The organism is uncultured Roseobacter sp., assembly GCF_947495025.1.
Taxonomy (GTDB): Bacteria; Pseudomonadota; Alphaproteobacteria; order Rhodobacterales; family Rhodobacteraceae; genus Roseobacter.
The window spans coordinates 246,526-273,525 of sequence record NZ_CANLXG010000002.1 but is presented as its reverse complement, the minus strand read 5'-3'; the positions used below and the strand labels follow the sequence as shown (position 1 = coordinate 273,525).

At 60.8% G+C, this 27,000-nt stretch carries 29 protein-coding genes; 17 read left to right on the top strand and 12 right to left on the bottom strand.

Annotation, left to right across the window (positions count from 1 at the left end):
- Positions 1 to 51 precede the first annotated feature (51 nt).
- Entirely contained in the window at positions 52 to 441 is a 390-nt protein-coding gene (locus Q0792_RS09425) for an ectoine synthase (RefSeq protein ID WP_298839386.1), read from the top strand.
- Here the strand turns inward: Q0792_RS09425 and Q0792_RS09420 are convergent.
- From Q0792_RS09420 to Q0792_RS09400, 5 genes are all read right to left on the bottom strand, one after another.
- The gene (locus tag Q0792_RS09420) at positions 423 to 704 is read right to left on the bottom strand and encodes a hypothetical protein (RefSeq protein WP_298839383.1); all 282 of its coding nucleotides are present in this window, start codon (positions 702 to 704) and stop codon (positions 423 to 425) included. The genes Q0792_RS09425 and Q0792_RS09420 overlap by 19 nt on opposite strands.
- Entirely contained in the window at positions 704 to 1,312 is a 609-nt protein-coding gene (plsY, locus tag Q0792_RS09415) for a glycerol-3-phosphate 1-O-acyltransferase PlsY (protein WP_298841818.1), read from the bottom strand. Before plsY ends, Q0792_RS09420 begins: the two co-directional genes overlap by 1 nt.
- On the bottom strand, positions 1,312 to 2,595 hold the full coding sequence (pyrC, locus tag Q0792_RS09410) for a dihydroorotase (RefSeq protein WP_298839380.1): 1,284 nt from the start codon (positions 2,593 to 2,595) through the stop codon (positions 1,312 to 1,314). Before pyrC ends, plsY begins: the two co-directional genes overlap by 1 nt.
- Positions 2,596 to 2,720: 125 nt before the next feature.
- The gene (locus Q0792_RS09405) at positions 2,721 to 3,266 is read right to left on the bottom strand and encodes a hypothetical protein (RefSeq protein WP_298839378.1); all 546 of its coding nucleotides are present in this window, start codon (positions 3,264 to 3,266) and stop codon (positions 2,721 to 2,723) included.
- Positions 3,263 to 4,210 (bottom strand): aspartate carbamoyltransferase catalytic subunit, encoded by a 948-nt coding sequence (locus Q0792_RS09400; protein WP_298839375.1) that lies wholly within the window; start codon positions 4,208 to 4,210, stop codon positions 3,263 to 3,265. Before Q0792_RS09400 ends, Q0792_RS09405 begins: the two co-directional genes overlap by 4 nt.
- Positions 4,211 to 4,325: 115 nt before the next feature.
- On the opposite strand from Q0792_RS09400, the gene Q0792_RS09395 reads away from it, so the two are divergent.
- The 4 genes from Q0792_RS09395 (at position 4,326) to Q0792_RS09380 (ending at position 10,669) form a co-directional block, all read left to right on the top strand.
- A complete protein-coding gene (locus Q0792_RS09395; RefSeq protein WP_298839370.1) occupies positions 4,326 to 5,120 on the top strand; it encodes a uracil-DNA glycosylase in 795 nt (264 codons plus the stop codon).
- 30 nt (positions 5,121 to 5,150) lie between these two features.
- Positions 5,151 to 5,693, top strand: a complete 543-nt coding sequence (gene moaB, locus Q0792_RS09390; RefSeq protein WP_298839367.1) for a molybdenum cofactor biosynthesis protein B — start codon at positions 5,151 to 5,153, stop codon at positions 5,691 to 5,693.
- A 93-nt stretch (positions 5,694 to 5,786) separates the two neighbouring features.
- Positions 5,787 to 7,253, top strand: a complete 1,467-nt coding sequence (locus Q0792_RS09385; protein ID WP_298841816.1) for an efflux RND transporter periplasmic adaptor subunit — start codon at positions 5,787 to 5,789, stop codon at positions 7,251 to 7,253.
- Between the two features lie 2 nt (positions 7,254 to 7,255).
- Positions 7,256 to 10,669, top strand: coding sequence for an efflux RND transporter permease subunit (locus Q0792_RS09380; RefSeq protein ID WP_298839364.1), 3,414 nt, complete (start codon positions 7,256 to 7,258; stop codon positions 10,667 to 10,669).
- Here Q0792_RS09380 and Q0792_RS09375 read toward each other — a convergent pair.
- A complete protein-coding gene (locus Q0792_RS09375; RefSeq protein WP_298839361.1) occupies positions 10,648 to 11,454 on the bottom strand; it encodes a protein-disulfide reductase DsbD domain-containing protein in 807 nt (268 codons plus the stop codon). The genes Q0792_RS09380 and Q0792_RS09375 overlap by 22 nt on opposite strands.
- A 118-nt stretch (positions 11,455 to 11,572) precedes the next feature.
- On the opposite strand from Q0792_RS09375, the gene Q0792_RS09370 reads away from it, so the two are divergent.
- The gene (locus Q0792_RS09370; protein ID WP_298841814.1) at positions 11,573 to 12,157 is read left to right on the top strand and encodes a YqgE/AlgH family protein; all 585 of its coding nucleotides are present in this window, start codon (positions 11,573 to 11,575) and stop codon (positions 12,155 to 12,157) included.
- A 5-nt stretch (positions 12,158 to 12,162) separates the two neighbouring features.
- Here the strand turns inward: Q0792_RS09370 and Q0792_RS09365 are convergent, their stop codons facing one another.
- On the bottom strand, positions 12,163 to 13,104 hold the full coding sequence (locus Q0792_RS09365; protein ID WP_298841812.1) for an L-threonylcarbamoyladenylate synthase: 942 nt from the start codon (positions 13,102 to 13,104) through the stop codon (positions 12,163 to 12,165).
- 124 nt (positions 13,105 to 13,228) lie between these two features.
- Between Q0792_RS09365 and Q0792_RS09360 the strand changes: the two genes are divergently transcribed.
- From Q0792_RS09360 to Q0792_RS09340, 5 genes are all read left to right on the top strand, one after another.
- Positions 13,229 to 14,944: an acyl-CoA dehydrogenase gene (locus tag Q0792_RS09360; RefSeq protein ID WP_298839358.1), complete on the top strand. Its 1,716-nt coding sequence runs from the start codon at positions 13,229 to 13,231 to the stop codon at positions 14,942 to 14,944.
- Positions 14,944 to 15,990 (top strand): MBL fold metallo-hydrolase, encoded by a 1,047-nt coding sequence (locus tag Q0792_RS09355; protein ID WP_298839355.1) that lies wholly within the window; start codon positions 14,944 to 14,946, stop codon positions 15,988 to 15,990. Before Q0792_RS09360 ends, Q0792_RS09355 begins: the two co-directional genes overlap by 1 nt.
- A gap of 3 nt (positions 15,991 to 15,993) precedes the next feature.
- Positions 15,994 to 16,479, top strand: coding sequence for a hypothetical protein (locus Q0792_RS09350; RefSeq protein WP_298839350.1), 486 nt, complete (start codon positions 15,994 to 15,996; stop codon positions 16,477 to 16,479).
- 113 nt (positions 16,480 to 16,592) lie between these two features.
- Positions 16,593 to 16,727, top strand: coding sequence for an aa3-type cytochrome c oxidase subunit IV (locus Q0792_RS09345; RefSeq protein ID WP_298839347.1), 135 nt, complete (start codon positions 16,593 to 16,595; stop codon positions 16,725 to 16,727).
- A 26-nt stretch (positions 16,728 to 16,753) separates the two neighbouring features.
- Positions 16,754 to 17,374: a hypothetical protein gene (locus tag Q0792_RS09340; protein WP_298841810.1), complete on the top strand. Its 621-nt coding sequence runs from the start codon at positions 16,754 to 16,756 to the stop codon at positions 17,372 to 17,374.
- On the opposite strand, the gene Q0792_RS09335 is transcribed toward Q0792_RS09340, so the two are convergent.
- Both Q0792_RS09335 and Q0792_RS09330 read right to left on the bottom strand, forming a co-directional pair.
- Entirely contained in the window at positions 17,360 to 17,686 is a 327-nt protein-coding gene (locus Q0792_RS09335) for an AzlD domain-containing protein (RefSeq protein WP_298839344.1), read from the bottom strand. The two genes, Q0792_RS09340 and Q0792_RS09335, sit on opposite strands and share 15 nt — an antisense overlap.
- Complete coding sequence (locus tag Q0792_RS09330) at positions 17,683 to 18,414, bottom strand: AzlC family ABC transporter permease (RefSeq protein ID WP_298839341.1); 732 nt, start codon at positions 18,412 to 18,414, stop codon at positions 17,683 to 17,685. The genes Q0792_RS09335 and Q0792_RS09330 overlap by 4 nt, the downstream gene beginning before the upstream one ends.
- A 49-nt stretch (positions 18,415 to 18,463) precedes the next feature.
- Here Q0792_RS09330 and Q0792_RS09325 point away from each other — a divergent pair, with 49 nt between their 5' ends.
- Genes Q0792_RS09325 through glp form a run of 4 tightly spaced genes read left to right on the top strand, consistent with a single transcriptional unit; the run spans position 18,464 to position 22,513 of the window.
- Positions 18,464 to 19,351, top strand: coding sequence for a formate dehydrogenase accessory sulfurtransferase FdhD (locus Q0792_RS09325; RefSeq protein ID WP_298839339.1), 888 nt, complete (start codon positions 18,464 to 18,466; stop codon positions 19,349 to 19,351).
- Complete coding sequence (mobA, locus tag Q0792_RS09320) at positions 19,348 to 19,956, top strand: molybdenum cofactor guanylyltransferase MobA (protein WP_298839338.1); 609 nt, start codon at positions 19,348 to 19,350, stop codon at positions 19,954 to 19,956. The genes Q0792_RS09325 and mobA overlap by 4 nt, the downstream gene beginning before the upstream one ends.
- Positions 19,953 to 20,444 (top strand): molybdopterin-guanine dinucleotide biosynthesis protein B, encoded by a 492-nt coding sequence (mobB, locus tag Q0792_RS09315; protein WP_298839337.1) that lies wholly within the window; start codon positions 19,953 to 19,955, stop codon positions 20,442 to 20,444. The genes mobA and mobB overlap by 4 nt, the downstream gene beginning before the upstream one ends.
- A gap of 20 nt (positions 20,445 to 20,464) precedes the next feature.
- Positions 20,465 to 22,513 (top strand): gephyrin-like molybdotransferase Glp, encoded by a 2,049-nt coding sequence (gene glp, locus Q0792_RS09310; protein WP_298841808.1) that lies wholly within the window; start codon positions 20,465 to 20,467, stop codon positions 22,511 to 22,513.
- Between the two features lie 7 nt (positions 22,514 to 22,520).
- Here the strand turns inward: glp and Q0792_RS09305 are convergent, their stop codons facing one another.
- From Q0792_RS09305 to Q0792_RS09295, 3 genes are all read right to left on the bottom strand, one after another.
- The gene (locus Q0792_RS09305; protein ID WP_298839336.1) at positions 22,521 to 23,570 is read right to left on the bottom strand and encodes a hypothetical protein; all 1,050 of its coding nucleotides are present in this window, start codon (positions 23,568 to 23,570) and stop codon (positions 22,521 to 22,523) included.
- A gap of 14 nt (positions 23,571 to 23,584) precedes the next feature.
- Positions 23,585 to 24,055 carry a transcription elongation factor GreA gene (gene greA / locus Q0792_RS09300; protein WP_298839334.1) on the bottom strand — a complete coding sequence of 157 codons (471 nt, stop codon included), beginning with the start codon at positions 24,053 to 24,055 and terminating at the stop codon, positions 23,585 to 23,587.
- Positions 24,056 to 24,208: 153 nt separating this feature from the next.
- A complete protein-coding gene (locus Q0792_RS09295) occupies positions 24,209 to 24,589 on the bottom strand; it encodes a VOC family protein (RefSeq protein WP_298839332.1) in 381 nt (126 codons plus the stop codon).
- Positions 24,590 to 24,665: 76 nt separating this feature from the next.
- Here Q0792_RS09295 and soxR point away from each other — a divergent pair, with 76 nt between their 5' ends.
- Together soxR and Q0792_RS09285 are read left to right on the top strand one after the other, a co-directional pair.
- Positions 24,666 to 25,118: a redox-sensitive transcriptional activator SoxR gene (soxR, locus tag Q0792_RS09290; protein ID WP_298839331.1), complete on the top strand. Its 453-nt coding sequence runs from the start codon at positions 24,666 to 24,668 to the stop codon at positions 25,116 to 25,118.
- Between the two features lie 166 nt (positions 25,119 to 25,284).
- Complete coding sequence (locus Q0792_RS09285) at positions 25,285 to 26,934, top strand: electron transfer flavoprotein-ubiquinone oxidoreductase (protein ID WP_298839329.1); 1,650 nt, start codon at positions 25,285 to 25,287, stop codon at positions 26,932 to 26,934.
- The last annotated feature ends 66 nt before the right edge of the window (positions 26,935 to 27,000 follow it).

Here is a 27,000-nt window from a genome sequence, read left to right as displayed (position 1 = left end):
GGCCGGCGGCCATGCAATGCTGATCTCGGATATTCACGGCAGGAGCTACGGATGATTGTTGTCGACAGCAGATCTCTCAGAGACACTCCGCGCGATGCGTCGGGACCGGGCTGGACCAGCCTGCGGTTGCTCGTCCGTTCTGATGGCATGGGGTTTTCCATGACCGAAACGGAGGTGCTGCCGGGCGCGGAGCTCGAGCTGCACTACCGGCATCACATTGAGGCCTGCTATTGTGTCTCGGGCGAGGGGCACGTCACCGATCATGCCACCGGAAAGACCCATGTCATTACATCCGGTGTTCTCTATGCGCCTGATGCGCATGATCGTCACCGCGTGGAAAACCGCGGCGACGTGCCGTTTCGGCTGATCTGCGTTTTCTCGCCGGCCCTTCAGGGTGATGAAGTGCACAATGCCGACGGCAGCTATTCTGCGTCGGACTGATCCGGCATCAGCGCACCCACGAAATCCGTCACTTTCTCGATGCTCATCTCGCAGGGATACAGTTGGTCACCGCTGGTCAGTCTGTAGAAATTGAGGCTGATATAGTCGTTTCCGCCCAGCTCTTCCGCGACCAGTTTTACAGAGCGGCCATTGCTGAACAGTGATTTCGTGACCACATAGCGGCGATCTGCGGCGACCCCGGTAAATGTGCCTTCAGGAAGGGCATGAAGTGCGCCGGCAAAACCTTTGCCTGGCGAGGGCATCAGGATTTCTGTCCGATCCGCGGCTCTTCACCGGCGATGATCCGGGCAATGTTGGCCCGGTGCCGCCAGAAAATAAGTAATGCCAGCAACAGCCCCAGCAATATGGCGGAAGACATGCCCAGAAACAGCATCAGCACCGGTGCTGATGCGGCGGATACCAGTGCACCGACCGAGGATATCCGCACCGCGAAAGCACCGATCAGCCAGGCAATACAACAGCCAGCGCCCACCGGAAAACTGAGCGCCAGAACAATGCCAAGAAAGGTCGCGACACCCTTGCCGCCCGAAAAACGCAGCCAGACCGGATAGCAGTGACCCAGCATGGCGGCCAGTGCTGCGATCTGCGCGGTATCCTCGCCACCTGCTGCACGCGCGAGCAGGACAGCAGCCAGCCCTTTGCCGCCATCCAGCAACAGTGTCAGTGCAGCGGCAGTTTTATTGCCAGTGCGCAGCACATTCGTGGCACCGATATTGCCAGAACCGATCTCACGCAGATTGCCCAGGTTCATCACACGCGCCAGCACCATGCCAAAGGGCACGGACCCGAGCAGATAGCCTGCAACGGCCCAGAAGGTCAGCAGGCCTGTGGTGCTTTCAATTGCGGGGATCATGGCTTTTCGTACACGCAGGTACCTCCGACCCAGGTGGACAGAACCCGGCCCTGCATCCGTGCGCCGTCAAAGGGGGTATTGCGGGATTTGGAACGCAGTGTCGCGCGGTCCATCAGGAAAGGTGCATCGGGATCAAATACCACCAGATCGGCAGGCGCGCCTTTTGCCAGACGGCCCGTGTCGAGGCCAAGCCTGCGCGCCGGGTTGAGCGACATGGCGCGCCACAGTGCCGGCAGGCTGACCAGCCCGCTGTGCCACAGCCGCATCGCCGCGGGCAGCAGTGTTTCGAGGGCAACGGCGCCAGAGGCGGCTTCTTCAAAAGGCAGACGTTTGCTTTCCTCGTCCTGGGGTGTGTGCATTGACGAGATCACATCAATCAGCCCGCTGTTCACCGCATCAGCAATCGCAAGCCGGTCCTGTTCGTCGCGCAGCGGTGGTTTGATCTTGAAAAAGGTCCGGTAGTCGGCCACGTCCAGAGCATTGAGGGTCAGGTGGTGGATCGATGTGCCCGCGGTTACATCGAGCCCGTTGGCCTTGGCCCGTTCAAGTGCGGGCAATGCCCGTGCGCAGGTAATCTGGTCGGCGTGATATTTTGCGCCGGTCATCTCCACCAGCGACAGATCACGGTCCAGCGCCATGCGTTCGGCCATCGGAGAGACCGCCGGCAGACCCCGCAGCGAGGCGAACTTTCCCGATGTGGCGGCAGCCCCGGCACTCAGACCGGGGTCCTGTGGGTGCGCAATGACAAGAGCCCCGAGGGACCGCGCGTATGTCAGCGCGCGCGAGAAAACCTTAGTGTCCGTGACAACACGGTCGCAGTCGGTGAAAGCGACCGCGCCGGCGTCCATCAGAAAACCGATTTCTGTCATTTCCCGGCCGGCACGTTCCTTGGTCAGGGCGGCCATCGGCAGAACATTGACTGGTGCCGCTTCGTTGGCACGACGCGTGACGAATTCAAGTGTTTCAGGGCTGTCGATAGCCGGTGTGGTATCCGGACGGGTGATCATTGTCGTGACACCGCCCGCAGCGGCGGCGAGGCCGGCGGACCGATAGCTCTCTTTGTGACGTTCTCCCGGTTCGCAGACCTTTACGCCGAGATCGACCAGACCCGGGGCCAGATACCGCAGACCGCAGTCAATGACCCGGCCTTCTGAGGGGGCAGGTATCTGGCCTGTCATAACATCCCCGATCGTTCCGTTTTCGACAAGTACAGCGCCAACGGAAACCTCGTCGCTTTCCGGATCGACGAGGCGTGCGTTCAAAAAGGCCAGTCTGCTCATGTTATCAGGCCCCGACCCACACCATCAGACCAACCAGCGCAAAGGCCACCAGCAGGGCGATCATCGCGATGCGACCTGACATCTTCGGGTCTTTGGGTTCGTTCATTATGCTGTCTTTCTCGTTGTCATGTCAGAAACCACCACAATGCCAGCAATAACAGAGCTGCCGCGATCGTCAGCACAACCATGCTCCCGACCCCGTTGCGCGACGATGTGGCAGGTACAACGCCCGGAACGCCGGTATAGGGCAGGGCACTGTCCGCCGTAAGCGATCCGGTTGCTGCGCCGGGACGGAACTCGGGATAGGTGCCGATCAGGGTCACATCCGATCCCGGTTCAAGCCGGTGTGGCTGACCTGCAAAGCTGTCGGAAAAGACCAGCAGAACGTAGCCCTCAAGAGCATCGAGCTTCGCCCTGTCCGGGCTCAGGGCCTCGTCGGTGACCGCGTACCCGTCACTGAGATATGCGGCAAGACCCACGCCCGCGAGGTCAGCCATCGGGAAAACCTCGGCGCCCGCGGTATTCAGATGCGGATCCGCGAGCAGTTCGCGCGCAACATCGGGCACCGGGGCGCTTTTCAGGAGTGTCTGCATGTCCGGGACCGGGCGATTGATGGCAAAAACCCGGATTTTGCTCGTTTCACCTGCCGGAATTTCGATGGCTTTGCTCATGCCGCACCTTCGCCGGTCATGCGCAGATTGCGGGCCAGCAGGTCCATCGCGGCCATACGCACGGCGACACCCATCTCCACCTGGTCCTGAATGACAGAGCGGTTGATGTCGTCTGCCAGTGTCCCGTCGATCTCGACCCCACGGTTCATCGGACCGGGGTGCATGACGATGGCATCAGGTGCCGCATGGGACAGCTTTTCTGCATCCAGCCCGAAGCGGTGGTAATATTCGCGCTCGGACGGGATAAAACCGCCGTCCATGCGCTCTTTCTGCAATCTGAGCATCATGACCACATCCACGTCCTGCAGACCTTCGGCCATGTTGTCATAGACTTCGACGCCGAACTCCGAAATACCTGCCGGCATAAGCGTGGGCGGACCAATCAGACGGATACGGTTCTCCATTTTCCCCAGCAGCATGATATTGGAGCGCGCCACGCGGCTGTGTGCAATATCGCCGCAAATTGCAATGGACAGCCGGTGCAGGCGGCCCTTTGCGCGTCGGATGGTCAGAGCATCCAGCAGTGCCTGCGTCGGATGCTCGTGACGTCCGTCGCCGGCGTTCAGCACCGCGCAGTTCACTTTCTGCGCCAGCAGATCGACCGCTCCCGAATGCGGATGGCGGACCACCAGAAGGTCAGGGTGCATGGCATTGAGCGTCAGCGCCGTGTCGATCAGTGTTTCGCCTTTTTTCAGAGAGCTGGCCTGCATTGCCATGTTCATAACGTCTGCGCCCAGACGTTTCCCCGCAATTTCAAAGCTGGCCTGTGTGCGGGTGGAGTTCTCGAAGAACATGTTGATCTGGGTCAGCCCGGCCAGCGCGTCTGCATGTTTGTCCGGCTGACGGTTGAGCGCGGCATACTGATCGGCGAGATCAAGAAGGGTGGTGATTTCCGCCGGGCGGAGGGCCTCGATACCAAGCAGATGTCGGTGCGGAAACGTCATGGCGGTAACCTCAGGCGATTTTCCACCTTATAGGGACGCAGGTCGGGACGGGCAAGCAGGCGAATGTGCGATTCCACAGGTTCAGTCCTGTCGTGGCACCGGGTAGAGTGCCTGAATGGAATCATCCGAATTTCATCATGCACTGGCCCTGTTGGACTGGCAGATTGAACTGGGCGCAACCGAGGCGCTCGGTGACGTCCCGGTCAACTGCTATGATCTTCCGGCCAGAACTGAAAAACCTGTGGCGCAGGCTGCTACACCCGCGGTCGCTGCCACAAACGCTGGCGTGGCATCAGCGGCGGCCCCGTCAGTGGATGCAGTTGATGCGGCCAGAACGGCGGCAGAGGCTGCCGGGACACTTGATGATCTGCGGCAGGCGATGGCCGGATTTGATCACTGTCCGCTCAAGAAAGGTGCGCGCAACCTGGTCTTCAGCGACGGGCAGGCCGGTGCGCCTGTCATGATCGTGGGCGAGGCGCCGGGCCGGGAAGAAGATCGCGAAGGCCGCCCCTTTGTTGGCGCTGCGGGGCAGCTGCTGGACCGGATGTTCGCAGCCATCGGCATGGGGCGCACGCATGAGGCAGCCCCTGTTTACATTACAAACGTCCTGCCGTGGCGGCCGCCGCAGAACCGGGATCCGTCGCCCGAAGAAATTGCCATGATGAAGCCGTTTCTGGAGCGCCATATTGCGCTCGCAAAGCCAGAGGTGCTGGTCGTGATGGGCAACATCAGTGCGCATGCCCTGTTGGGCAAGCGTGGCATCACGCGTCTGCGCGGGACGTGGACCGAGGCACACGGCCTGCCCGTGATGCCGATGTGCCATCCGGCCTACCTGCTGCGCAATCCGGCAGCAAAACGCGAGGCATGGGCCGATCTGCTGGACATTCGCGCCCGGGTGTCAGGTGCCTGAAACACGAAGAACCATAGACGAGAGATGCTGATGAGCCGAATTGACGAAACCCGGGAATTCATACCCGTGCGCATTGCGGTGCTGACAGTGTCGGACACGCGTGATCTGTCCGAAGACCGCTCGGGCGATGTGCTGGTGTCGCGCCTTCTCGAAGCCGGCCACGAGCTTGCTGACCGGCGTATTCTGAGAGATGAGCGCTCTGAAATCGCTGAGCAGCTGCGCGCCTGGTGCCGCGACAGCGGCATTGATGTGGTGATTTCGACCGGTGGCACGGGGCTGACCGGGCGGGACGTGACCGTCGAGGCGCACCGCGATGTCTACGAGAAGGAAATCGACGCTTTTGGCACCGTCTTTACGATCGTGTCGATGAAAAAGATTGGCACAAGCGCGGTTCAGAGCAGGGCGACCGGCGGCGTTGCCAAAGGCACATACCTTTTTGCGCTTCCCGGCAGCCCTGGCGCCTGCAGGGACGCGTGGGATGAAATCCTGCAGATGCAGCTCGATTATCGCCACCGTCCGTGCAATTTTGTGGAAATTCTGCCCAGGCTGACCGAAGGCCAGCGACGGAAATAGCCCTGCGTTTCGTAACACCCTTGTGGGTTGGTATTTTTTTCCCGCCCGCTAGGTTATAGTGCAGACGGTTGATGAGCTGAAATCCGGGTGCTTATGCGGTTTCTGAGGCAAAGTATGACAGGGCTTTTCCTGGCGTCGCTGACGCTGGGCCTGCTGATATCTGCCGCTGTACTGATCCGGGATGCCCTGCAGATCCGGTTCGCCGATGCACCACCACCCTCTGCACCACGCGAACGTGTTTTTGCGGTTACGCTCACGCGCGCGGAACCAGGCACAGAACAACCTGTTCTGCGTGCTTTCGGCGAAATTTCATCACGACGTACGCTGGAACTGCGTGCCGCAGTTGCCGGTCGGATCATATCCCTGTCGGAGGCCTTCGAGGACGGAGGTGCAATAACCGCCGGCACCGTGTTGCTGCAGATTGACCCGCGGGATGCGCAATCGGATCTTGACCGCCTCACCGCTGATCTTGCGGATGCGCAGGCCGAGGTTCGCGATGCTGCCCGCAGTCTCGAACTGGCCTATGAGGAGCAGAAAGCTGCTGCAGATCAGGCGGATCTGCGTGCCCGTGCTTTTGAACGACAGTCCGATCTGTCGGGACGTGGCGTTGGAACCGCCGCAGCGGTTGAAACGGCCGAACTGGCGGCAGCAGCGGCCAGGGCGGTGGTTATTTCAACCCGTCAGGCTGTAACGCAGGCCGAGGCCCGCATTGACCAGGCCGATACGCGTCTTGCCCGTGCGCAGCTGGCACTCGAAGATGCACGCCGCACGCTGGCGGATACGACCGTAACGGCACCGTTTGACGGAGTGCTCAGTGATACGGCTGTCGTTGCCGGTGGTCTGGTGAGCGTGAATGAACGGCTTGCAGATCTGGTTGACCCCGGTGATCTGGAGGTGGCGTTCCGGATATCGACGGCGCAGTATACCCGGCTGCTGGACGCGGCCGGCCAGCTGGTTCCGGCGTCGGTTACCGCAACCCTGGACGTTACAGGCGCTGATCTGAGGGCGACGGGTCGTATCACCCGGGTGAGCGCTGGCGCGGCCGAGGGACAGACAGGCAGGCTGATCTTTGCGACGCTGGAAACCCCGCGGGGGTTTCGCCCGGGCGACTTTGTGACCGTGACAGTGGACGAGCCGGCGCTGGATGGTGTTGTGCGGTTGCCTGCATCTGCTCTTGGGGCCGCGGGTGACGTGCTGGTTGTCGGCGACGATAACCGCCTGCAGTCCGTGCCTGTCAGGCTGCTGCGGCGGCAGGGCGACGAAATCATCGTATCGGGAGAAGGCATCGAAGGGCGCGATGTGGTGAACGCCCGCACGCCGCTGCTGGGTCCGGGTATCGCTGTACGGGCACTGGACGGCGCGCTTCTGACCGATGAACAGGCCGGTCTCGGTTCCGATGTGATTGAACTCAGTGACGAGCGCCGCGCACGTCTGGTGGCATTTGTGCAGAACAATAACACCATGCCGGAAGCGGCGCGGGCGCGTGTCCTGTCCCAGTTGTCCGGTCAGCGTGTATCAGGCCGTGTTGTGCGCCGCATCGAGAGCCGGATGGGCGGCTGAATATGCGCAACCTTCCGCAAGCTTCTGCATCGGGTCTGTTGTCCTACTTTACCCGGCACCGGACCGCTGCAAGCCTGCTGCTTCTGGTCCTGCTGTTGTCCGGACTGGTCTCTCTTCCGAACCTGCGCGCGCAGTTTTTTCCAGACATCGTCCGCCGGGCTGTATCGGTCGATGTTTACTGGAACGGTGCCGGTGCTGAAGAGGTCGACAGCGCAATTATAGAACTGATGACGCCGTCACTGATGGCCATAGAAGGTGTGGAGACGGTGACCTCGTCGGCCCGGGCGGGCCGGGCTTATCTCTACGTGGTTTTTGAACCTGACTGGAGCCTTGAGCGCGGCGCATCGGATATCCGTGTTGTGGTTGACGCAACCACGGATCTGCCAGAGGCGGCGGAAGATCCCGAAATCCGCGTATCTGTCTGGCGTGAGAGGGTGACGGACGTGCTCATCAGCGGGCCCGTCGATCCCTATCAGCTGGGTCTTTATGGTGATGAGCTGATCGCTTTGCTCTACTCCCGCGGTGTGACCCGTTCGACGCTGCACGGGGTCGCGGCACCACAGACTGTGGTCGAAGTGCCCTCGGTCAATCTGGTGGCGCATGACCTGTCGATGGCTGAAATTGCGGCGGCGATCGCCGCCGAGGCCGACACAGATCCGGCGGGGGATGTTGCGGGGACCAATACGCGCGTCTCAACAGGGTCAGAGAAGCGGGCGGCGGATCAGATCGCAGACATCGTCCTGCGGACCAGTGAAGACGGCTCGCAACTGACCCTGGGCGATGTAGCGATCCTGAAACGACCGGGGCCCGACAGGGACCTCAGCCTGTTTGTCGGCGCTACGCCCGCGGTATCGATACGGGTTGACCGCTCCGCGCAGGGAGATGCCATTGATATCCAGAACACTGTTGAAGAAACGGTCGCGGATCTGCAGCGAACGCTTCCCGAAGGCGTAAAGGCCGAACTGGTGAATACGCGGTCTGATGCCATTTCATCCCGTCTCAGTATGCTTATAGAAAACGGACTTACCGGGCTGGCGCTTGTTGTCGGGCTCCTGTTCCTTTTTCTGAACGCCAGAACCGCGTTCTGGGTTGCTGCGGGCATCCCCGTGGCAATGCTGGCTGCGCTGTCGATCATGTATCTGGGGGGACAGACCCTCAATATGATCACCCTCTTCGGGTTGATTATCACGCTGGGCATTGTCGTCGATGATGCGATCGTGGTGGGCGAACATGCAGATTACCGTGCCCGGCATCTTGGCGAGGCTCCGGTCGTTGCGGCTGAAAATGCTGCCAGACGGATGGCCATGCCCGTGCTTGCCGCAACACTCACGACAATCATTGCTTTCTCCGGGCTGGCCATGATCGATGGCTGGTATGGCCGGTTTGTAAGGGACATACCGCTGACCGTAGTCGCCGTGGTGGCCGCGTCGCTGATCGAGTGTTTTCTTATTCTGCCCAACCATATGTCCCATGCGCTGGCCGCGCGTGCGCGCGAGCGCTGGTATGACTGGCCCAGTCGTCAGGTCAATCGCGGATTTGTATGGTTCCGCGAGCGACTGTTCCGGCCCTTTATGGCCGGTGTGATCACCTGTCGTTACGCGGTGCTTGCAGGTGCTCTGCTGTTGCTTGCCAGCCAGGTGGCGCTGTTCATCAGAGGAGATGTCCAGTGGCGGTTCTTCAATGCGCCCGAACGCGGTGTTCTCTACGGTAATTTCGCAATGGCAGAGGGTGCGACGCGCGAGGACTCGCTGGTCATGATGCGTCAGCTGCAGCGTGCCGTCGACGAGGTTTCAGCAGAATACGAAGCGGAATACGGTGTTGCGCCGATCACGTCGGCCGTTGCACGCGTGGGTGGCAATGCAGGTCGCGGTCTGTCGGGCTCTTCAGGCAAGGACGGCGACCTGCTGGGCGGCATTGCAATAGAGATGACAGATGCTGATCTGCGGCCCTTTACCAGTGGCGCGTTTGTGACGGACCTGCAGGAACGTGTGGTGCAGCACCCGCTGGCAGAGGTCGTCAGTTTCCGACGGACACGGTCAGGTCCGGAGGCGGATGCGATTGATATCGAGCTTTTTGGCGCCGATGCCAGCGCCCTGAAAGCTGCAAGCCTCGATATCCAGGCCGCCCTTGCCAGTTTTCCGGAGGTGTCGGCGCTGGAGGATACTCTGGCCTATGACCGCGAGGAACTGATCCTCGATCTGACGGCCCGGGGTACGGCCCTGGGCTTTACCAGCGACACACTCGGACGGACTCTGCGTAACCGTATCGGCGGAATCGAGGCCGCTACTTATCCGGAAGGCCGGCGGAGCGCGGAAATCCGTGTTGAGCTGCCCGAAGAGGAGCTGACAGCCGATTTTCTTGAAAGCACCCAGTTGCGCACGCCCGACGGTCTGTATGTGCCGCTGACCGATATTGTAACCGTTCAGCAGCGCGCCGGTTTCGGCGAGATAAAACGCTACAACGGTGTACGGGTTATCTCTGTCAAAGGCGATGTGTCCGAAGACAATCCGGAGCGGGCAAACGAAATTCAGGATATCCTGGCCAATGAAATCCTGCCGGCGGTGTCCGGCGAGCATCAGGTGCGTTACCGGATCGCCGGTCTGGCAGAACAGGAAAGCGCTTTTCTGAGTGGGGCGATGAATGGTCAGATCCTGTGTCTTGCTGGCATCTACCTGGTACTGGCATGGATCTTTGGCAGCTGGTCACGTCCGGCTGTCGTGATGGTGATCATACCGTTCGGACTGATCGGCGCAATCTACGGGCACGTGGTCTGGGATGTGCCGCTGAGCATGTTTACGGTTGTCGGGCTGCTGGGCATGTCCGGCATCATCATCAACGATTCGATCGTGCTGGTGACCACAATCGACGAATATGCCGGGGAACGCGGGCTGATCCCTTCGATTATCGATGGCACAGCGGACAGGCTCAGGCCTGTGTTGCTGACAACGCTGACCACAGTACTGGGGATGGCACCGCTGCTCTACGAGAAAAGCGTTCAGGCACAGTTTCTGAAGCCTGCGATTGTCACTCTGGTTTACGGGCTGGGGTTCGGCATGGTGCTGGTTTTGCTGATCGTGCCTGCTTTGCTTGCCGTTGGCCATGATCTGTCGCGTCATGTGCAGGCCATGCGCCGGGGGCTGCGGTTACCGGTGCGCAGCGTACGGGTCAGTTTTACAGGTCTGTGGGTGCTGATCGTTGCCTGGGCCGCGGTCACAATGGGCTGGGCGGCATGGCAGGGAAGCCTGCCCGGGGCGCTGGTGACTGCAGCACCATGGGCTGCAGCTCTGCCGCCTGTCAGCGGCGCGCTGATGCTGTTTTCACTGGGGTGCGCGATGATCACGCTGCTGGCATGGCTGTCGGCGGTTCTGTGGTTCGTTTCCCGCCGCCGCAGGGCTCAGCCCGGTGTGCATCCCTGAATATCCACGGCATGACTGCTGCCCAGGACTGTGATACGGATCGCCTTGCGGTCCAGCGCAATCGCCCCGCCGTCTGTATGGATCATTTCCGATCTCGCGATAACACTGCTGCCCGCGCGCCGGGTTTCGGCTTCACTCACCCAGACACCGGGCACACCCGATTCGATCACCGCCACTTCGCGTCCACCGGCCGTCGGCATCGTCACCCGTGCCTCGAGCAGAATACCGTCTTCCGTTGGCTCAACCCGGCAGGTTGCCGCGGTCACACCTGCTTCGCCGGCAGAAAAGGGTCGTTGCGCCAGTGCCGCTGCGATTGCCGGGGTCGGCCGGGTCGTTTCACTGTCCAGCACCGCGTCAAGAGACAGCTCGTACGGAATGCAGATATCCGAACAGACACCCAGATCCATTTCGACCGCGAGCCGGACAGGCTGTCCGGGTCGGGTGGGGGTGATCGCCAGAGGGATCACCAGATTGTCCTCATAGCCAATTGAGCGCATGCCGTTCTGGTCGAACACGTCCGGTGCCGGCCACGAAACACCAACTGATCTCAGGTTTTTTGAGCCGGACCAGTCAAACGCTGGTGGAATACCTGCGTCACCTGGCGCGCGCCAGTACGTCTTCCAGCCAGCTTCCAGCGCCAGGTGCAGTGCGGCGACGCGGGTGCCATCGGCGTTTACCCAGCCTGGCAGCACCTGAGCGGTGACGGGGTCGCTGAAACTGTTCTGTGCCGCCGCGCCAGATGCGGCGCAGGCAAACAGCAGGGCGGAGATAATGGTGTTTTTCATAGCTCCGATATGCGCGCACAGGCCTGAAATGCCAAGTCACGATCCGGTCAGCGATGTTTCGGGCCTGCAGAACACCGCAGGGCTTGCACGGTCATAGTCTACAGGTCATGGTTGAATGATGACGGTCGCCCTGAACTCAGAAAACGGCCTGCACCTGACGGGCCGCCTGCTTGTTGCCATGCCGGGCATGGATGACCCGCGGTTTATGCATTCCGTTGTTCTGGTCTGCGACTATTCGGACAAGGGCGCCATGGGTCTCATCCTGAACAAGGTTGCCGAAGACGTCCGCATGAGTGACGTCCTGGATCAGCTTGAGATAGTCCCGACGGATGACGCGCGCGCCATGCCTGTTCATTTTGGTGGCCCTGTCGAGATGGGTCGTGGCTTTGTGCTGCACTCGGGCGATTACCAGTCCAATCTGCATACACTCGCAGTACCGGGTGGTTTCGGTATGACGGCCACTCTCGACATTCTGGAGGAAATAGCCCGCGGCGAGGGGCCGAAGCGCGCGCTGATGATGCTGGGGTATGCGGGCTGGGGACCAGGTCAGCTGGAAAGCGAAATCGCCCGTAACGGCTGGCTGATTGCCGAATCCTCCTCGAGGATCGTTTTCGGAACAAAGGCGTGCGATCAGTGGAGTGCGGCGCTGAAGACGATCGGCGTTGATCCGGTCCTGTTGTCGAGCGAGGCGGGCAACGCCTGACAGGTTCAGCGTGGCGCCGCCGCCCGGCGAAGGCGGTCATTGATCGCGATACCCAGTCCTGTTTCAGGAACAGGCGCGACCGCGATGGTCTGTGTGGTCCGGTCCAGACTGTGCATATGGTCGAAAAGGTTTGCCGCGGCTTCCTGCAGATCACCTGTCTCTGACAGGTTCAGGTCGCAGTCCATCGGGCCGAACCCCAGAAAGACTTCTCCGGGTCGTTTGCTGGTTGCGTTCAGGCGCATCGGGGCGCCCGGGGCATAATGTGACAGAAGCTGGCCGGGGCTTGTGATCTCGCGGCTTTCAGGCGCTTCCGGGCGCGTTCCGAGAACCCGCTCAATGTCACCGGGGGCAAGACCCCCGGCGCGCAGCAGCACGGGCCCGGGATCAGGAGCAATAATTGTGCTTTCCAGCCCGACAGAGCACGGACCATCGTCCAGAACCGCTGCAATTCTGCCGTCCAGACCGGCCAGGACGTGTTCGGCGCGGGTCGGGCTTATGCGCCCCGAAGGGTTGGCAGAGGGAGCCGCAACAGGTCCGCCAAAGGCACGTAACAGCGCACGTGCCGCCGGATGCGCAGGGACACGGATCGCGACAGTGGGCAATCCCGCTGTCACCAGCGTCGCAAGCCCGTGCCCGGCTGCCAGTGGCAGGACCAGGGTCAGGGGACCCGGCCAGAAATGCTGTGCGAGACTGTCAGCGCTGTCGTTCCACCGGACAAAAGTCTTTGCGGCGTCTGTATCCGCAACATGTACAATAAGAGGATTGAAAGACGGTCTGCCCTTGGCTGCGTAGACCGCCGCCACGGCATCGGCGTTGCGCGCATCCGCGCCCAGCCCATAGACCGTCTCTGTCGGAAAGGCGACCAGACTGCCCTGTCGCAACAGGTGAGCTGCCCTGGTCATGCCCTCTGCATCGGCCCGAAGAGTTTCTGTACCTGTTCTGGTCATGTGAAGTCGTGACGCCGCGTTCTGGTTGCTGAGAGGGCCGTGCCGCTCCATGATCTGCTGCAATGCCTTATAAGCTGCCGTGCGCATTGCCAAGCCAGCGCGCACTGACGCCGGAGAACACCCAATGCCCTATATTGCCCCGACCGAAGATCTCACCTTCCTGCTCGACCACGTTGTCGGATACGATCAGGTGGTCCAGACCGAGCGGTTCTCTGAGGCGACCCCTGACATGACGCGGGCCATTCTGACAGAGGCCGCGCGTCTGTCAGAGGAAATTATGGCGCCCCTGCAGCGGCCTGGTGATCTGCACCCTGCGCATCTTGAAAACGGTGTTGTCCGCACGTCGCCCGGGTACCCCGAAGGCTGGAAGGCGATAGCTGAAGGCGGCTGGATCGGTATTGCGGCGGACCCGGAATACGGCGGGATGGGGTTGCCGGTGACACTGGCTTCTGCCGTGAACGACATGATGAGTGGCGCCTGTCTGTCGCTGCAGCTCGCGCCGCTGATGACACAGGGTCAGATAGAGGCCCTTGAACACCACGCGAGCGACGAGATCCGCGCGCTGTACCTGCCTAAACTGATTTCCGGCGAATGGACCGGGACCATGAACCTGACCGAACCGCAGGCCGGATCGGACGTGGGCGCACTGACGACCAAAGCCACAGAAAACGGTGATGGGACCTATGCGGTGTCAGGCCAGAAAATTTATATCAGCTGGGGTGACCACGACGTTGCAGAAAACGTCTGCCATCTGGTGCTCGCACGTCTGCCCGGCGCACCGGCAGGTACCAGAGGCATCAGTCTCTTCCTTGTGCCCAAATACATTCCCGATGCATCGGGTGCTCCTGGTGCGGCCAATGGCGTCCGTGTTGTAAGCCTCGAGCACAAGCTGGGCCTGCACGGCTCTCCGACGGCTGTGATGGAATATGACAATGCGACCGGCTGGCTTGTCGGCGCGGAACAGGGTGGCATGGCCGCGATGTTCACCATGATGAACAACGCCCGGCTGGGCGTTGGTATCCAGGGCATTGGTGTCGCCGAGGCGGCATTCCAGCACGCGCTGGCCTATGCAACCGACCGGCGTCAGGGCCGCAGTCCGGTTGAGAACGGCACCGGCACAATACTCGACCACGCAGACGTACGCCGCATGCTGATGACGATGAAGGCGGATGTTTTCGCGGCCCGTGGAATCGCGCTCAGCTGTGCGGTTGCGATTGACATGGCAGGTGCCACGGACGACGCAGGCTGGAAGGCGCGTGCTGCCCTGCTGACGCCGGTCAACAAATCGTTTGGAACGGACACCGGGATCGCGGTCAGCGATATGGGGCTGCAGGTCCACGGCGGTATGGGCTTTATTGAGGAAACCGGTGCAGCGCAGTTCTGCAGGGACGTGCGCGTTACGGCGATCTACGAAGGGACCAACGGCATACAGGCGATGGATCTTGTCGGGCGCAAACTTATGGACGGCGGGGACGCCGCCTTCCGGCTCATGGATGAGATCGAAGCCTGCGCAGAAGAAGCGCGGGAGGTCTTTCCGGGTCTTGCCGAGGCCGTCTGGCAGGCCAGTGAAACACTGCGCGAAACCACCGAATGGCTTGCCGCTCAGGACGATATGAACGTTCGTTTCGGCGGGGCTGTACCTTTTCAGCGTGCGTTTGCCCGTGTTCTGGGGGCATGGATCCACCTGCGCGCAGCTCTGGTGGGGCAGGGAACGCCGCGTGAGACACTGGCGCGTTTCTACATCACCCGGCTGCTGCCGGAGCACGTCGGTCTGCTGGCGCAGGCGCGCGAAGGGTCCGGTGACCTGTACGGGCTGAGTGCTGACGAGCTGGCGGCCTGATGAAAGACAACCAAGGTGAGGTGCTGAGCTACCCCTGGCCCGATCCGCCCGCGGAGGGTGAGGCGACCAGAGTGGCCGAAGACGTCTTGTGGATGCGGCTGCCGCTGCCGATGAAGCTCGACCATGTGAACGTCTATGCGCTTGATGACGGTGATGGATGGAGCATTGTTGATACAGGTTTTGCGTCAAAACGGGCGCGCGCAATCTGGCAGAGACTGCTGGACGGCCCACTGGGTGGTCGCCCCGTAAACCGTGTGGTCGTCACGCACCATCATCCGGACCATGTTGGACTTGCCGGCTGGCTGATGGCCGAAAAAGGTGCGGAGCTGGTCACGACACGTACCGCGTGGCTGATGGCGCGGATGCTGACACTGGATGTCCAGGAGGTGCCTGCGCCTGAAGCACTGGCGTTTTACCAGCGGTCCGGTATGGACGGGGATGTTCTGGAAAAACGCAGTGGTGAGCGGCCATTCAACTTTGCAGATGTGGTCGCGCCCCTGCCGCTCGGCTATTCCAGGATCTGTCAGGGCGACACCATCCGCATGGGGGGCCGTGACTGGGACGTGCACATCGGAAACGGACACGCGCCCGAACATGCGACCTTCTGGAGCCGGGACGACAATCTGGTGCTGGCGGGTGATCAGATACTGCCCTCGATCAGCCCGAATATCGGCGTCTATCCGACCGAACCGATGGCCGATCCGGTCTCTGACTGGCTGGAAGCCTGCGAGCGCCTGTCAGGCCTGGCACGGGCGGACCATCTGGTGCTCGGGGGACACAAACTGCCATTCACCGGCCTGCCGCTGCGGATGCGCCAGCTGCTCGAAAATCATCACGGAGCGCTGAAGCGGTTGCTGGAGTTTCTGGATACGCCAAAATCAGCGGGAGAGTGTTTCCCGCCCCTTTTCAAACGGCGTATCGGCGAGGGCGAATATGGCCTGGCACTGGTAGAGGCAGTGGCGCATCTGAGCCACCTGTATCAACAGGGGCTTGCCACGCGCGACCTCCGCGCCGATGGTGCCTGGGTATATCAGCGCAAAGGATAACCCATGGGTGATGACATCAATACATCTGCCGAGGCCCGTGAGGCAGAAGTGCGCGCCGGTCTGCATGAGGTTCACACCCGTCCGGGCGCAAAAAATGCCGGCGACAAATCCGTGCCAAAGGCACTGTCGGACAAGCCTGCCACCCAGAAGTCTCCGGCGCGCTGGGCCTATGAGCGCCTGATTGTGTATCTGAAGAACTTTGAGGAAGAACTCGACAGTACGCAGGAGATGGCGATGGGATTTGCAGGCGGAGATACCGGCGTGCTGCGGATCGAAGGCATGGGGTATTTTGACCCGGATATCGTGACTTTTTATGGCAGCGACGACGGTGGCGCGCGCATGCAGCTTGTGCAGCACGTCAGCCAGCTGAACGTTATGCTGCGCGCGCTGCCTGTCCCGCAGGAGCGGCAACAGGCCGCGCGCATCGGATTCCGGCTTGTTGAGGATCTGGAAGCGGAGCCGGAAAAGGCGTCAGATCCTGACAGCTGAACAGTAGTGCTCCGGGCGGTCATAAGCGCGCAGGATTGTGCAATGCGGGTGACAGCGCCTGCCGAATCCATTAGGGCTTGTGCCGACACGATTGAATTACAGGGGCTGCGGCAATGGCAGATCACAAACACGGCGAGATGGACACCTCCGTCCAGGAAAAGACTTTTGATGGCTTCATGGCCTGGACCAAATGGGCGGTCATCGTCATCCTCGGTATCATTATCTGGATGGCGATCTTCATCACCTGATCCGGTTCGGAATGAAAGGCGTGCCGATGCGTGTCCTTGTGGCTCTCGGGCTTGTGCTGCTGATCGCCGGATGTACGGCAGTTTCCCGACCGTTTGATGCATCGCCTGAACAGGTTGCAGCTGCCGCCTACAAAGCAGACGGGCCGCCCAAAATCACCGTTTTCACCATGGTCAACAACCGGTCCATGACCGGGGGACACACGGCCATTATGGTGAGCGGCTCGCAGCGGGTCATTTACGACCCTGCCGGATCTTTCAAACATTTCGACATCCCCAAACGCGGGGATGTCCTTTATGGCGTAACGCCTGCATGGCTGCAGAGCTACAAAAGTGCTCATGCGCGCAGCACATACCATGTCGTATCCCAGGAATTTACCGTTACGCCGCAACAGGCGGAAACGGCTCTGGCGCTGGTACAGGCGCGCGGTGCTGTGCCGGGATCAATGTGTACGAATGCGACCTCGGGAGTTCTGCGGCAGGTGCCAGGCTTCGAGGATGTGAACCAGACGTGGTTTCCGATCCGACTCATGGACCAGCTCGCGCAGCGTCCTGACGTGGTCACCGACCGGTATTACGAGAACGATGAAGGCGACGTGGTTGACGGGATCGTTTCCGCGCAGAGGACCGCGGCCTCAGCCGGCGAGTGACAGCATCACTGTAAGTGTCGCCGCCCCGGCGAACAGCCCGGCGAAAACGTTTCCTGTCCGGTATCCGACCGCCAGAGTGACAACCGCCGCTGCCATGCGCGCAATGTCCGGCTCTCCGCCGGTTGCCTGTGGCCAGACCACCTGCGGCGCGACAAGGGCGGGCAGCACCGCAACGGCCGTATAGCGCAGGTGGCGCAACAGCCAGGCTGGCATCGGGCGATCCCCGACCAGCCCGATAAAGGTAAAGCGCAGCAGGTAGCTGCCCAGTCCCAGACCGATGATGACGATCCAGAGGGTGCTCTTGTCGATCATGGGGCTGGCCTTTTTGCAACAAACCACAGTTCAGCGCGCGCACCGGCCATCATCCCGCAGACCGCCGCAATGATCAGCCCCAGCGACCATGGCACACCCGCTGCAAGCAGGCTGACCACAATAGAAACAAAAGCCGCAATCATATGGGCGGGGGTCCGGAGCATCGGTGCGACCAGGGCCAGAAAGGTGATGGGCAGCGCGAAATCCAGCGCCATGCTTTCCGGAATGCGCGAGCCAAGCAGCGCGCCCGCAACGGTGCATCCATACCATGTCGGAACGACAGGCAGGACAGCTCCGGCAAAGTAGCCGATGCGTTCGCGCAGGCTCATATGCGGCTCTGCTTCATACCGGCCGATTGCGCAGGCATAGGACTGATCCAGAGTAAAATAGGCGATGAGCGCCCGTTGCCAGAGCGGCGCCGCTCCGAGCCATGGCGTAAGCGAGGCGGAATACATTGCCATGCGCAGATTCACCGCCAGAGCCGACGCCAGAACGACGACCGTTGGCGCGTTTTCTGTCATCAGCTGCAGGGCAGTGAACTGTGCGGCACCCGCGATTACAACAACGGAAAAAGCAAGTATTTCAAGAACATTCAGGCCAGCTTCGGTTGCCAGAACGCCAAAGAGAACAGCAAACGGACCGACGACCAGCACAAACGGCGCGCCGTCGCGTAAGCCCTTCCGGAAATAGCTGGCGGCTCCTGTTGTTTTCGATGTGGTGGTGGGCATGAGATGCTTTATAACGTGATGCGCGAGACCTGGCACAGACGCAGGGGGGATGCAATTGGCCCGTATCGATGACAGCACCGATTACCTGATCGCGCCGGACCCCGGCGCCGCCCGTCTGACGCGCGCTGTGACCGGAACTGATCAGAACGGGGAAGAGATATCCGCAAACGTTGTCGAGGAGCGCCCCCTGACCATCTTTCTGAACGCTCAGGAAATCGTAACGGCGATGACCATCGGGGATTATCCGGATTATCTTGCGCTGGGATTTCTGCGCAATCAGGGAATGCTGAGCGACGCCGACGAGATTACGGGCGTCGAGTATGACGAAGAGCTTGAGACGGTCATTGTCCGCACTGCCCGCAAGACGGATTACGAAGAAAAGATGCGTAAAAAGACGAGAACCAGTGGCTGTGCTGTGGGAACCGTTTTTGGCGATATGATGGAGGGCCTCGAAGGCGTGGCGCTGCCGCAGACGCCGGTACGGACGTCATGGCTCTATGCCCTCAGTGCCCGCATCAACCGGACCCCCTCTCTCTATCTCGAGGCCGGCGCAATTCATGGCACCGTGCTCTGCCAGCAGGACCGGCCGCTGGTCTATATGGAGGATGTCGGTCGCCACAACGCTGTGGACAAGATCGCGGGCTGGATGCTGTCCGAAGCCGTTGCCGCAGATGACAAGATCCTTTACACAACCGGCCGCCTCACCTCGGAAATGGTCATCAAGACCGCGATGATGGGTATTCCCGTTCTCGCCTCGCGCTCGGGCTTTACGGCCTGGGGCGTTGAGATTGCGCGCGAAACGGGCCTGACCCTGATCGGTCGTATGAAAGGCAGCCGGTTCGTCTGCCTGTCCGGCGAAGCGCGCCTTGAACGGGATGCGGATCCTGGTGCTGTGCCGCAGGAACCGCGCCGTTCCGGCCGGAAAGGTGCCGCGTGAAACAGCCGCTTGGTGTTATTCTGGCAGGTGGTCAGGCCACGCGCATGGGCGGCGGTGACAAAGGTCTGCTGGAACTTGGCGGCCAGACGCTGCTGGCGCGCGTGATCGACCGACTGGAGCCGCAGGTGGCAGCGATTGCACTGAATGCAAATGGGGATGCAGCGCGCTTTGACGGCTATGGGCTGACTGTCCTTGCCGACAGCGTTACCGGTTTTGCCGGACCGCTTGCAGGTGTTCTGGCGGGACTGGACTGGGCGGCTGAACAGGGTGCGGACACTATCGTAACGGCGGCGGCGGATACGCCGTTTTTCCCGGGCGACCTCGTTCCGCGCCTGTTGCTCGCATCGGACGGTATGGAACACCCGCTGGCACTGGCGGCGACGCCGGACCCGGAACGCGGGTCAAACCGGCACCCGACGTTTGGTCTCTGGCCCGTCGCACTCCGCAGTGATCTGCGCGCGGCGCTGGAAGGCGGTCTGCGCAAGGTTGTGCTTTGGACAGATAAACATGGTGGCCAGGAGGCAGTATTCCCGGTCGTTGGCGCAGATCCGTTCTTCAATGTGAACACGCCCGAAGACCTGCGGCAGGCCGGAGCCATGCTATGAAACTCTACGGTGTGGTGGGCTGGAAGAATGCCGGAAAAACAGGGCTGATGGAACGCCTTGTCACAGAGATAACCGGGCGCGGCTTCTCGGTGTCGACTGTAAAACATGCGCACCATGTTTTCGATGTGGATCACAAGGGCAAAGACAGCTACCGGCACCGGCAGGCGGGCGCAAAAGAGGTGCTTCTGGCGTCCCGCAAACGGTTCGCGCTGATGCACGAGTTGCGCGATGAGGACGAGCCCACTCTGGAACATCTTTTGTCAAAACTCGCACCGGTCGATCTGGTGCTGATCGAAGGATATAAACGCGACGCCCATCCAAAGGTCGAAGCGTTTCGTGCAGAGCCCGGGAACCCTCTGATCGCTGAGACGGATCCGACGGTCACGGCTATCGCAAGCGACACTGCCTTGCAGAGCGACAGGCCGGTCTTTGATCTGAATGATACTGCAGCGATTGCTGATTTCATTCTGGCCGAGGTCGGTCTGTGACCCCGTTCGATACCTTTCTGATGGTCGACTGGTCGGGAGGCAATGATCGGGGTCCGACCCCCTGTGCCGATGCGATCTGGGCGGGTGTTGCCCGCGGGGGGCGCAGCGAAGAGCCGGTTTACCTGCGTAACCGTCAGGTGGCCGAAGACTGGATCGCATCGTTTCTGCGTGAAGAGCGCGATGCCGGGCGCCGGGTATTCGCCGGATTTGACTTTCCGTTTGGCTATCCAAAAGGGTTCTGCCGTGCGCTGACCGGTGAGGACGATCCGCTCGGGCTGTGGGGCTGGTTTGAAGCGCATGTTGAGGATGCGCCGGACCGCAACAACCGGTTTGACCTTGCGGCGCGCATCAACCTTGCGCATGGGGGTAAGGGCCCTTTCTGGGCAAATGCGCTCCGACGGGACATTGATGGCCTGCCGCGCAACATGACTGGCTACGTAAACCCGTTTCCGAAAAAGCGTCTTGCCGAAGAAAAAGCCACCGGTGCCTTTACATGCTGGCAACTTGCGGGTGCTGGTGCAGTGGGCAGTCAGATTCTGATGGGATTGCCGGTGCTTGAGCGCCTGCGCCATCGGTTTGGCGCGGCGGTCTGGCCTTTTGAGCCCCTGAAAACAGATATCGCATTCGTCGAGATCTGGCCATCGCTCACGCTGGACAAGGCACCGGACAACATGATCCGGGACGCATGGCAGGTAAGCGAAACTGCGCGGATGGTTTCGCTGGTGCCGCCGGATACGCTTGCAAAGATGCTGGCGGTTGATGCGTCGGAAGAAGGATGGATTTTCGGGCTTGGGTTCGAAGACGATCTCAAGACTGCGGCCGCGCTGCCGCCCTTGCTGACCAACAGTTGTTTTGCACTGCCGCCGGGTGTGCAGTGGACACCGGTCGCCGAAGCGCTGGAACACCTGCGCAGGAACCTGGCGCCCGTTACGGCGATACGCAACGTGCCGGTTGCTCAGGCGACGGGGCTGGTGACTGCCGCGGCAGTACAGGCGGCCCGCAGCAATCCGCCGCTGCCAAATACCGCCGTCGATGGCTATGGCTTTGCGGGCGGGCGACCGGACGGCGTTCATCGCCTGCCGCTTTCGGCAAGCCGCGCTGCTGCCGGGGATGCACCGGGGCGTCTTGGCGCCGGCGAGGCCATGCGTGTTCTGACAGGCGCTGCTCTGCCCGAAGGTGTTGATACTGTCGTCCTGCAGGAGGACGTGGTTGTGGCTGACGGTCACATCTCGTTTCGCGGGCCGGTAAAGACCGGTGCCAATACCCGCAGAGCCGGAGAGGATGTGACATCGGGTGACACGGCTGTCGCAGCAGGCGTTCGGATTGGTGCGCCCGAGGCGGCGCTGCTGGCTGCGACCGGTGTGAGAACGGTACAGGTGCATGACCCGTTGCGGGTGGCGGTGGTTTCAACCGGTGAAGAACTGGTTGAGCAGGGTGACGTGGCGCGGGACGGCCAGATTTTTGATGCCAACCGGCCTATGCTTTTGGAAATGGTTGCACGTCTGGGGCACGTCCCGCTGGATATGGGGCGTGTGCCCGATGACCGGGCCGCTCTTAAACAGCGTTTCGATGAAGCGGCGTTGAGAGCGGATGTGATCCTCACCAGTGGCGGAGCCTCCGCGGGGGACGAGGATCACGTCTCGGCGCTGCTGGATGAGACTGGCACGATGACACTTTGGCGTATTGCAGTGAAACCGGGGCGCCCTCTGGCGCTGGGCCTCTGGCAGCAAAAACCGGTTTTCGGACTGCCCGGCAACCCTGTCGCCGCGCTGGTCTGTGCGCTGGTTTTCGCGCGGCCCGCCATGGCGGTCCTGGCGGGCGAAACCTGGTCTGATCCACAGGGTTTTGATGTGCCCGCGGCGTTTTCAAAGAACAAAAAGCCCGGTCGTTCAGAGTATCTGCGAGCGCGTATCCGCAATGGGGCGGCCGAAGTGTTCCCTTCGGAGGGTTCGGGCCGCATCAGCGGGCTGGCCTGGGCCGACGGTCTGGTCGAATTGCCAATGGAGGCGATGGACATCACGCCCGGAACACCGGTGCGATACATTCCGTTTGGCAGTTTTGGTCTCTGACAACGTGTCAGTCAAACGTACCGGCCACCCGCCCGAGAAGCATGAACGCCCGCGCGGTGCGCGTTTCTGCAAGTGCAGAGATCTCGGCATCCGTGGCGTCTTTCTCGAAAACGGCAAATGTCTTGTCAAACAGACGCAGGAAATGATGCGCAGCGTCGCGGAAAATAGGATCCTGCTTCATGCGTCCTGCCGTGAGGGCCAGTGATGATCTGTCCCGGATACCTCCCAGCGCCGCTATGGACCGTCCGCGCAGCCCGTGTCCGAACTGTCGCCAGACTTCCGGTCTTGCCCGGTCCGGGCGGAGGTCGTCCATATAGATGCCGTCCTGACTGAGAAGCGTCAGCACATCCTGAGCGGCCTGTATCAGCTGCGAGGATGGCCGGTCCCTCAACGCCCGGCGCAAGGCTGCAAAACCTGCTTCGTCCTCTGCGGTTTCCGGGAAGTTCAGAGCACGGATAAAATCTGCTTTTGGCAGCGGCGGGGCGATTTCAGAAACTGCAGTCCCCAGTGCGAGAGCGGGCTGATCGTCGGGCGTTGCAACTGGTGGTATATTGCGTGGCGGCGATGTGGTGCGCTCACTGTCGCGCCGTGAGGTGAATGTTGCGAGAACCGTTTCGGTGTTGCGCGTTGCAGCTGCGATTTCATCCAGACGCCGGGCCACAGACGCGGGTTCTGCACCTGTCGCGCCGGCCTGGTTCTGGGTGATATAGGCCTGACGGATGGCATCAATGGCCGTTTGCAAGCGCTGGCTCTCTTCGCGCATGACCCTGCTGGACCGCGCAGCGGTGGCCGCCACCCAGATCATGCCGATCGGCATGAAGATTCCCAGCATGACCATGATAAAACGCAGTCCACCACCGATTGCACCTGCAGAGGCGGGATCAGACGGCGCGAATACGAAAAAGACCACAGCCGCCAGCAGCCACAACCCCGACAGGGCCAGTGCTATAATCTCGATACTGGTCAGGCCCTCGGTGCCGGGACGGTCGTAAATGCCAAGCGGTGTTGGCCGGCTGTGCGCCGGTGTGTCGTGTTCGGTTTCAGATGCATCTGACATTTCAGCTGATCCTGTCAGGCGTAAACGATTTTGAGAACCTCATAGGACTTCTCACCACCGGGCGTGCGTACTTCGACGCTGTCGCCTTCGTCCTTGCCGATCAGGGCACGGGCAATCGGTGATTTGATGTTGAGAAGACCTTTCTCGATGCTGGCTTCGTGCTCGCCGACGATCTGCCAGGTTTTCTCTTCGTCAGTGTCCTCGTCCACCAGAGTAACGGTGGCTCCGAACTTGATGCTGCCCGAGAGTTTTGCGGGGTCAATGACCTCCGCCAGACCGAGAACACCTTCCAGTTCCTTGATGCGACCCTCGATAAACGACTGTTTCTCGCGCGCGGAGTGGTATTCGGCGTTTTCCGACAGGTCACCATGTTCACGGGCCTCTGCGATGGCTTTGATGATCGCCGGACGTTCGACCGACTTCAGCTGCTTGAGCTCGGCCTCAAGGTCTGAATGGCCTTGGCGGGTCATTGGTATTTTGTCCATCTGCGCGTTCCACAAGATACTGCGGCCCGCCGGCAATAACCGGGGGCCGCGTTAAAGATTCTCAATACCTGACCTTAGGGCGGGCAGAAATGCAAGAGGACTCCTCTGTGTAAACCATCTGACAGGCGGCAGTACGCTGCCCTGACACAGGTTTCAGTCGTACTGTACAACCTCGTATTCGATGCCGTCAGTGTCGTGAAAATAAAACCGCTTGCCCGGTTCATAATCCGCGTGGTTTTCAGGCACGAAACCTTCTTTTTTCACTGCAGTTTCCATCGCTTCAATGTCGGATACTGTAACTGCAAGGTGGTTCAGGCCACCTCTGATGTGATAGCTTGATGCGCCGGGTGTGGTTTCGCGGGCGGGCTGATAAAGAGCGATGTAGGACGTATCAGAGCCCACGTGGATAGAGCGACCACCGTCAAGCGAGGGCCCGTCCCAGCGGATTTTCCAGCCAAAAAGGCGCGTCATCCATGCCGCCGTTGCGACAGCATCGGAAACGGTGACGTTGGCGTGTTCCAGTTCAGTCGACATGATTTTTTCCTTTCAAAAAACACTCGTCACCAGCTACCCTAATTTCTAAACCTAACTTCAGGTCAAGGAAAAATTTATGGCGATCAGTGAAGGATTGAGCATCGGCGCTCTTGCGGACAGAACGGGGCTCGCGGTATCTGCGATCCGGTATTATGAAACACAGGGCCTGATCCGGCCCTGGCGCAACGCGGGCGGTCAGCGGCGGTTTCAGAGATCCGATCTGCGCAGGCTCAGTTTTGTGATGATTGCCCAGCAGTTCGGATTCACCCTGCCGGAAATCCGCGCGGAACTGGACAGACTGCCCGGTGGGCGGACGCCGACCCGTTCGGACTGGGCGCGCATCAGCCGGTCATTCCGCACCCGGCTGGATGAAAAAATCGGGGCTCTGGAAAAGCTGCGCGACAATCTGGATGGTTGTATTGGTTGCGGGTGTCTGAGCCTGCCGGCCTGCGCGCTCTACAACCCTGTCGACAAGGCCGCCGCCGGGGGGCAGGGGCCCCGGTATCTGATGGGGGACACGCCGGAGTGAGCGGATCGTAAACTTCCCTGTTCCAAAATGACGCAGAATTGCGAATTTCGCCTGATTGTGACGCCCGGTTGTGATTGCATTGGACTGACGCGTGGTTTAGCCAATCGCGAACGATTGTTGCGCCGGCAGAGCCAGGCCGGACATTTTAAGGACAGGGAGCTGATCGATGAGCGACACCCAACGTGAAGCAATGGAATATGACGTCGTCATCGTGGGCGCGGGGCCTGCGGGCCTTTCTGCTGCGATCCGGCTGAAACAACTGGATGCTGACTGTAATGTCGTTGTGCTGGAGAAGGGTTCTGAGGTCGGCGCCCACATCCTGTCCGGAGCTGTGCTCGACCCTGTTGGCCTTGATGCGCTGATCCCTGACTGGAAAGACCGTGGCGCGCCGCTGAATGTGCCGGTGCGCGAAGACAATTTCTATATGCTGGGCGAAGCCGGCAAGCTGCGTATTCCGAACTTTCCGATGCCGCCGCTGATGAACAATCACGGAAACTACATTGTCTCCATGGGCAATGTCTGTCGCTGGATGGCCGAACAGGCCGAAGAGATGGGCGTAGAGATCTTTCCGGGCATGTCCTGTTCCGAGCTGGTCTTTGGCGAGAATGGCGAGGTCAAAGGTGTCGTCGCAGGTGAATTCGGCAAGAACGCCGATGGCACCCACGGCGACAGCTATGAGCCCGGTATGGAGCTGCACGGCAAGTACGTTTTTCTCAGCGAAGGTGTGCGCGGCAGTCTGTCGAAACAGGTGATCGAAAAGTACGGACTGTCTGACGGGCACGAGCCGCAGAAGTTCGGTCTCGGCATGAAAGAAATCTGGGAGATTGACCCGGACAAGCACCGCGAAGGCACCGTGACCCACACCATGGGCTGGCCGCTGGGCGGCAATGCCGGCGGCGGTTCTTTCATCTATCATCTTGAGAACAATCAGGTTTACGTGGGCTTTGTGGTTCACCTGAATTACAAGAACCCGCATCTGTTTCCCTACATGGAATTCCAGCGGTTCAAGCATCACCCGATGGTGGCTGATCTGCTCAGAGGCGGCAAACGCGTGGCCTATGGCGCGCGGGCCATCAGCGAAGGCGGATATCAGTCCATGCCGAAAATGGTGGCGCCCGGCGTTGCGCTCCTGGGTTGCTCGGTCGGTATGGTCAACGTGCCGCGGATCAAGGGGAACCACAATGCCATGCTCTCGGGGAAAGCCGCGGCAGAGGCTGCGATCGCTGCCATTGCGGCCGGTCGCTCCGGTGACGAACTGGCGGAGTACGAAACCGAAGTGCGCAATGGTGAGATCGGCCGTGACCTGAAAAAGGTCCGCAACGTCAAACCGATGTGGTCAAAATACGGTCTTACCGCGAGCCTGATGCTGGGTGGTCTGGACATGTGGACAAACACTCTGGGCTTTTCGCTTTTTGGAACAGTCGGGCATGGCAAAACCGATGCCGAAGCGACGGAGGAGGCGTCTCAGCATGCGCCCATCGATTACCCCAGACCCGATGGCACACTGTCGTTTGACCGCCTCACAAACGTGGCATTCTCGTTCACAAACCACGAAGAAAGCCAGCCGGCGCACCTGCAGTTGCAGAACCCGGATGTACCGGTTTCGACGAACCTTCCCAGATATGCCGGACCGTCCGCGCGCTACTGCCCCGCAGGTGTTTACGAATTCGTCGAGGAAGAGGGCAGGGACACCCGGTTTGTAATCAACTTTCAGAACTGTGTGCACTGCAAGACCTGTGACATCAAGGATCCGGCGCAGAACATCACCTGGACCACGCCGCAGGGCGGAGATGGCCCAAACTATCCCAACATGTAAGCAGGGGGTGGTGCCCGTGGCGCCATCCACCGTACCAGGCATTGCGCCTGAACGCGAACCTGTTAG

Bases quoted from the DNA above. Each gene is read 5' to 3' on its own strand.
- Q0792_RS09425 (WP_298839386.1), top strand. From the start codon at position 52: ATGATTGTTGTCGACAGCAGATCTCTCAGAGACACTCCGCGCGATGCG.
- Q0792_RS09420 (WP_298839383.1), bottom strand. From the start codon at position 704: ATGCCCTCGCCAGGCAAAGGTTTTGCCGGCGCACTTCATGCCCTTCCT.
- pyrC (WP_298839380.1), bottom strand. From the start codon at position 2,595: ATGAGCAGACTGGCCTTTTTGAACGCACGCCTCGTCGATCCGGAAAGC.
- Q0792_RS09405 (WP_298839378.1), bottom strand. From the start codon at position 3,266: ATGAGCAAAGCCATCGAAATTCCGGCAGGTGAAACGAGCAAAATCCGG.
- Q0792_RS09400 (WP_298839375.1), bottom strand. From the start codon at position 4,210: ATGACGTTTCCGCACCGACATCTGCTTGGTATCGAGGCCCTCCGCCCG.
- Q0792_RS09395 (WP_298839370.1), top strand. From the start codon at position 4,326: ATGGAATCATCCGAATTTCATCATGCACTGGCCCTGTTGGACTGGCAG.
- moaB (WP_298839367.1), top strand. From the start codon at position 5,151: ATGAGCCGAATTGACGAAACCCGGGAATTCATACCCGTGCGCATTGCG.
- Q0792_RS09385 (WP_298841816.1), top strand. From the start codon at position 5,787: ATGCGGTTTCTGAGGCAAAGTATGACAGGGCTTTTCCTGGCGTCGCTG.
- Q0792_RS09380 (WP_298839364.1), top strand. From the start codon at position 7,256: ATGCGCAACCTTCCGCAAGCTTCTGCATCGGGTCTGTTGTCCTACTTT.
- Q0792_RS09375 (WP_298839361.1), bottom strand. From the start codon at position 11,454: ATGAAAAACACCATTATCTCCGCCCTGCTGTTTGCCTGCGCCGCATCT.
- Q0792_RS09370 (WP_298841814.1), top strand. From the start codon at position 11,573: ATGACGGTCGCCCTGAACTCAGAAAACGGCCTGCACCTGACGGGCCGC.
- Q0792_RS09365 (WP_298841812.1), bottom strand. From the start codon at position 13,104: ATGACCAGAACAGGTACAGAAACTCTTCGGGCCGATGCAGAGGGCATG.
- Q0792_RS09360 (WP_298839358.1), top strand. From the start codon at position 13,229: ATGCCCTATATTGCCCCGACCGAAGATCTCACCTTCCTGCTCGACCAC.
- Q0792_RS09355 (WP_298839355.1), top strand. From the start codon at position 14,944: ATGAAAGACAACCAAGGTGAGGTGCTGAGCTACCCCTGGCCCGATCCG.
- Q0792_RS09350 (WP_298839350.1), top strand. From the start codon at position 15,994: ATGGGTGATGACATCAATACATCTGCCGAGGCCCGTGAGGCAGAAGTG.
- Q0792_RS09345 (WP_298839347.1), top strand. From the start codon at position 16,593: ATGGCAGATCACAAACACGGCGAGATGGACACCTCCGTCCAGGAAAAG.
- Q0792_RS09340 (WP_298841810.1), top strand. From the start codon at position 16,754: ATGCGTGTCCTTGTGGCTCTCGGGCTTGTGCTGCTGATCGCCGGATGT.
- Q0792_RS09335 (WP_298839344.1), bottom strand. From the start codon at position 17,686: ATGATCGACAAGAGCACCCTCTGGATCGTCATCATCGGTCTGGGACTG.
- Q0792_RS09330 (WP_298839341.1), bottom strand. From the start codon at position 18,414: ATGCCCACCACCACATCGAAAACAACAGGAGCCGCCAGCTATTTCCGG.
- Q0792_RS09325 (WP_298839339.1), top strand. From the start codon at position 18,464: ATGCAATTGGCCCGTATCGATGACAGCACCGATTACCTGATCGCGCCG.
- mobB (WP_298839337.1), top strand. From the start codon at position 19,953: ATGAAACTCTACGGTGTGGTGGGCTGGAAGAATGCCGGAAAAACAGGG.
- glp (WP_298841808.1), top strand. From the start codon at position 20,465: ATGGTCGACTGGTCGGGAGGCAATGATCGGGGTCCGACCCCCTGTGCC.
- Q0792_RS09305 (WP_298839336.1), bottom strand. From the start codon at position 23,570: ATGTCAGATGCATCTGAAACCGAACACGACACACCGGCGCACAGCCGG.
- greA (WP_298839334.1), bottom strand. From the start codon at position 24,055: ATGGACAAAATACCAATGACCCGCCAAGGCCATTCAGACCTTGAGGCC.
- Q0792_RS09295 (WP_298839332.1), bottom strand. From the start codon at position 24,589: ATGTCGACTGAACTGGAACACGCCAACGTCACCGTTTCCGATGCTGTC.
- soxR (WP_298839331.1), top strand. From the start codon at position 24,666: ATGGCGATCAGTGAAGGATTGAGCATCGGCGCTCTTGCGGACAGAACG.
- Q0792_RS09285 (WP_298839329.1), top strand. From the start codon at position 25,285: ATGAGCGACACCCAACGTGAAGCAATGGAATATGACGTCGTCATCGTG.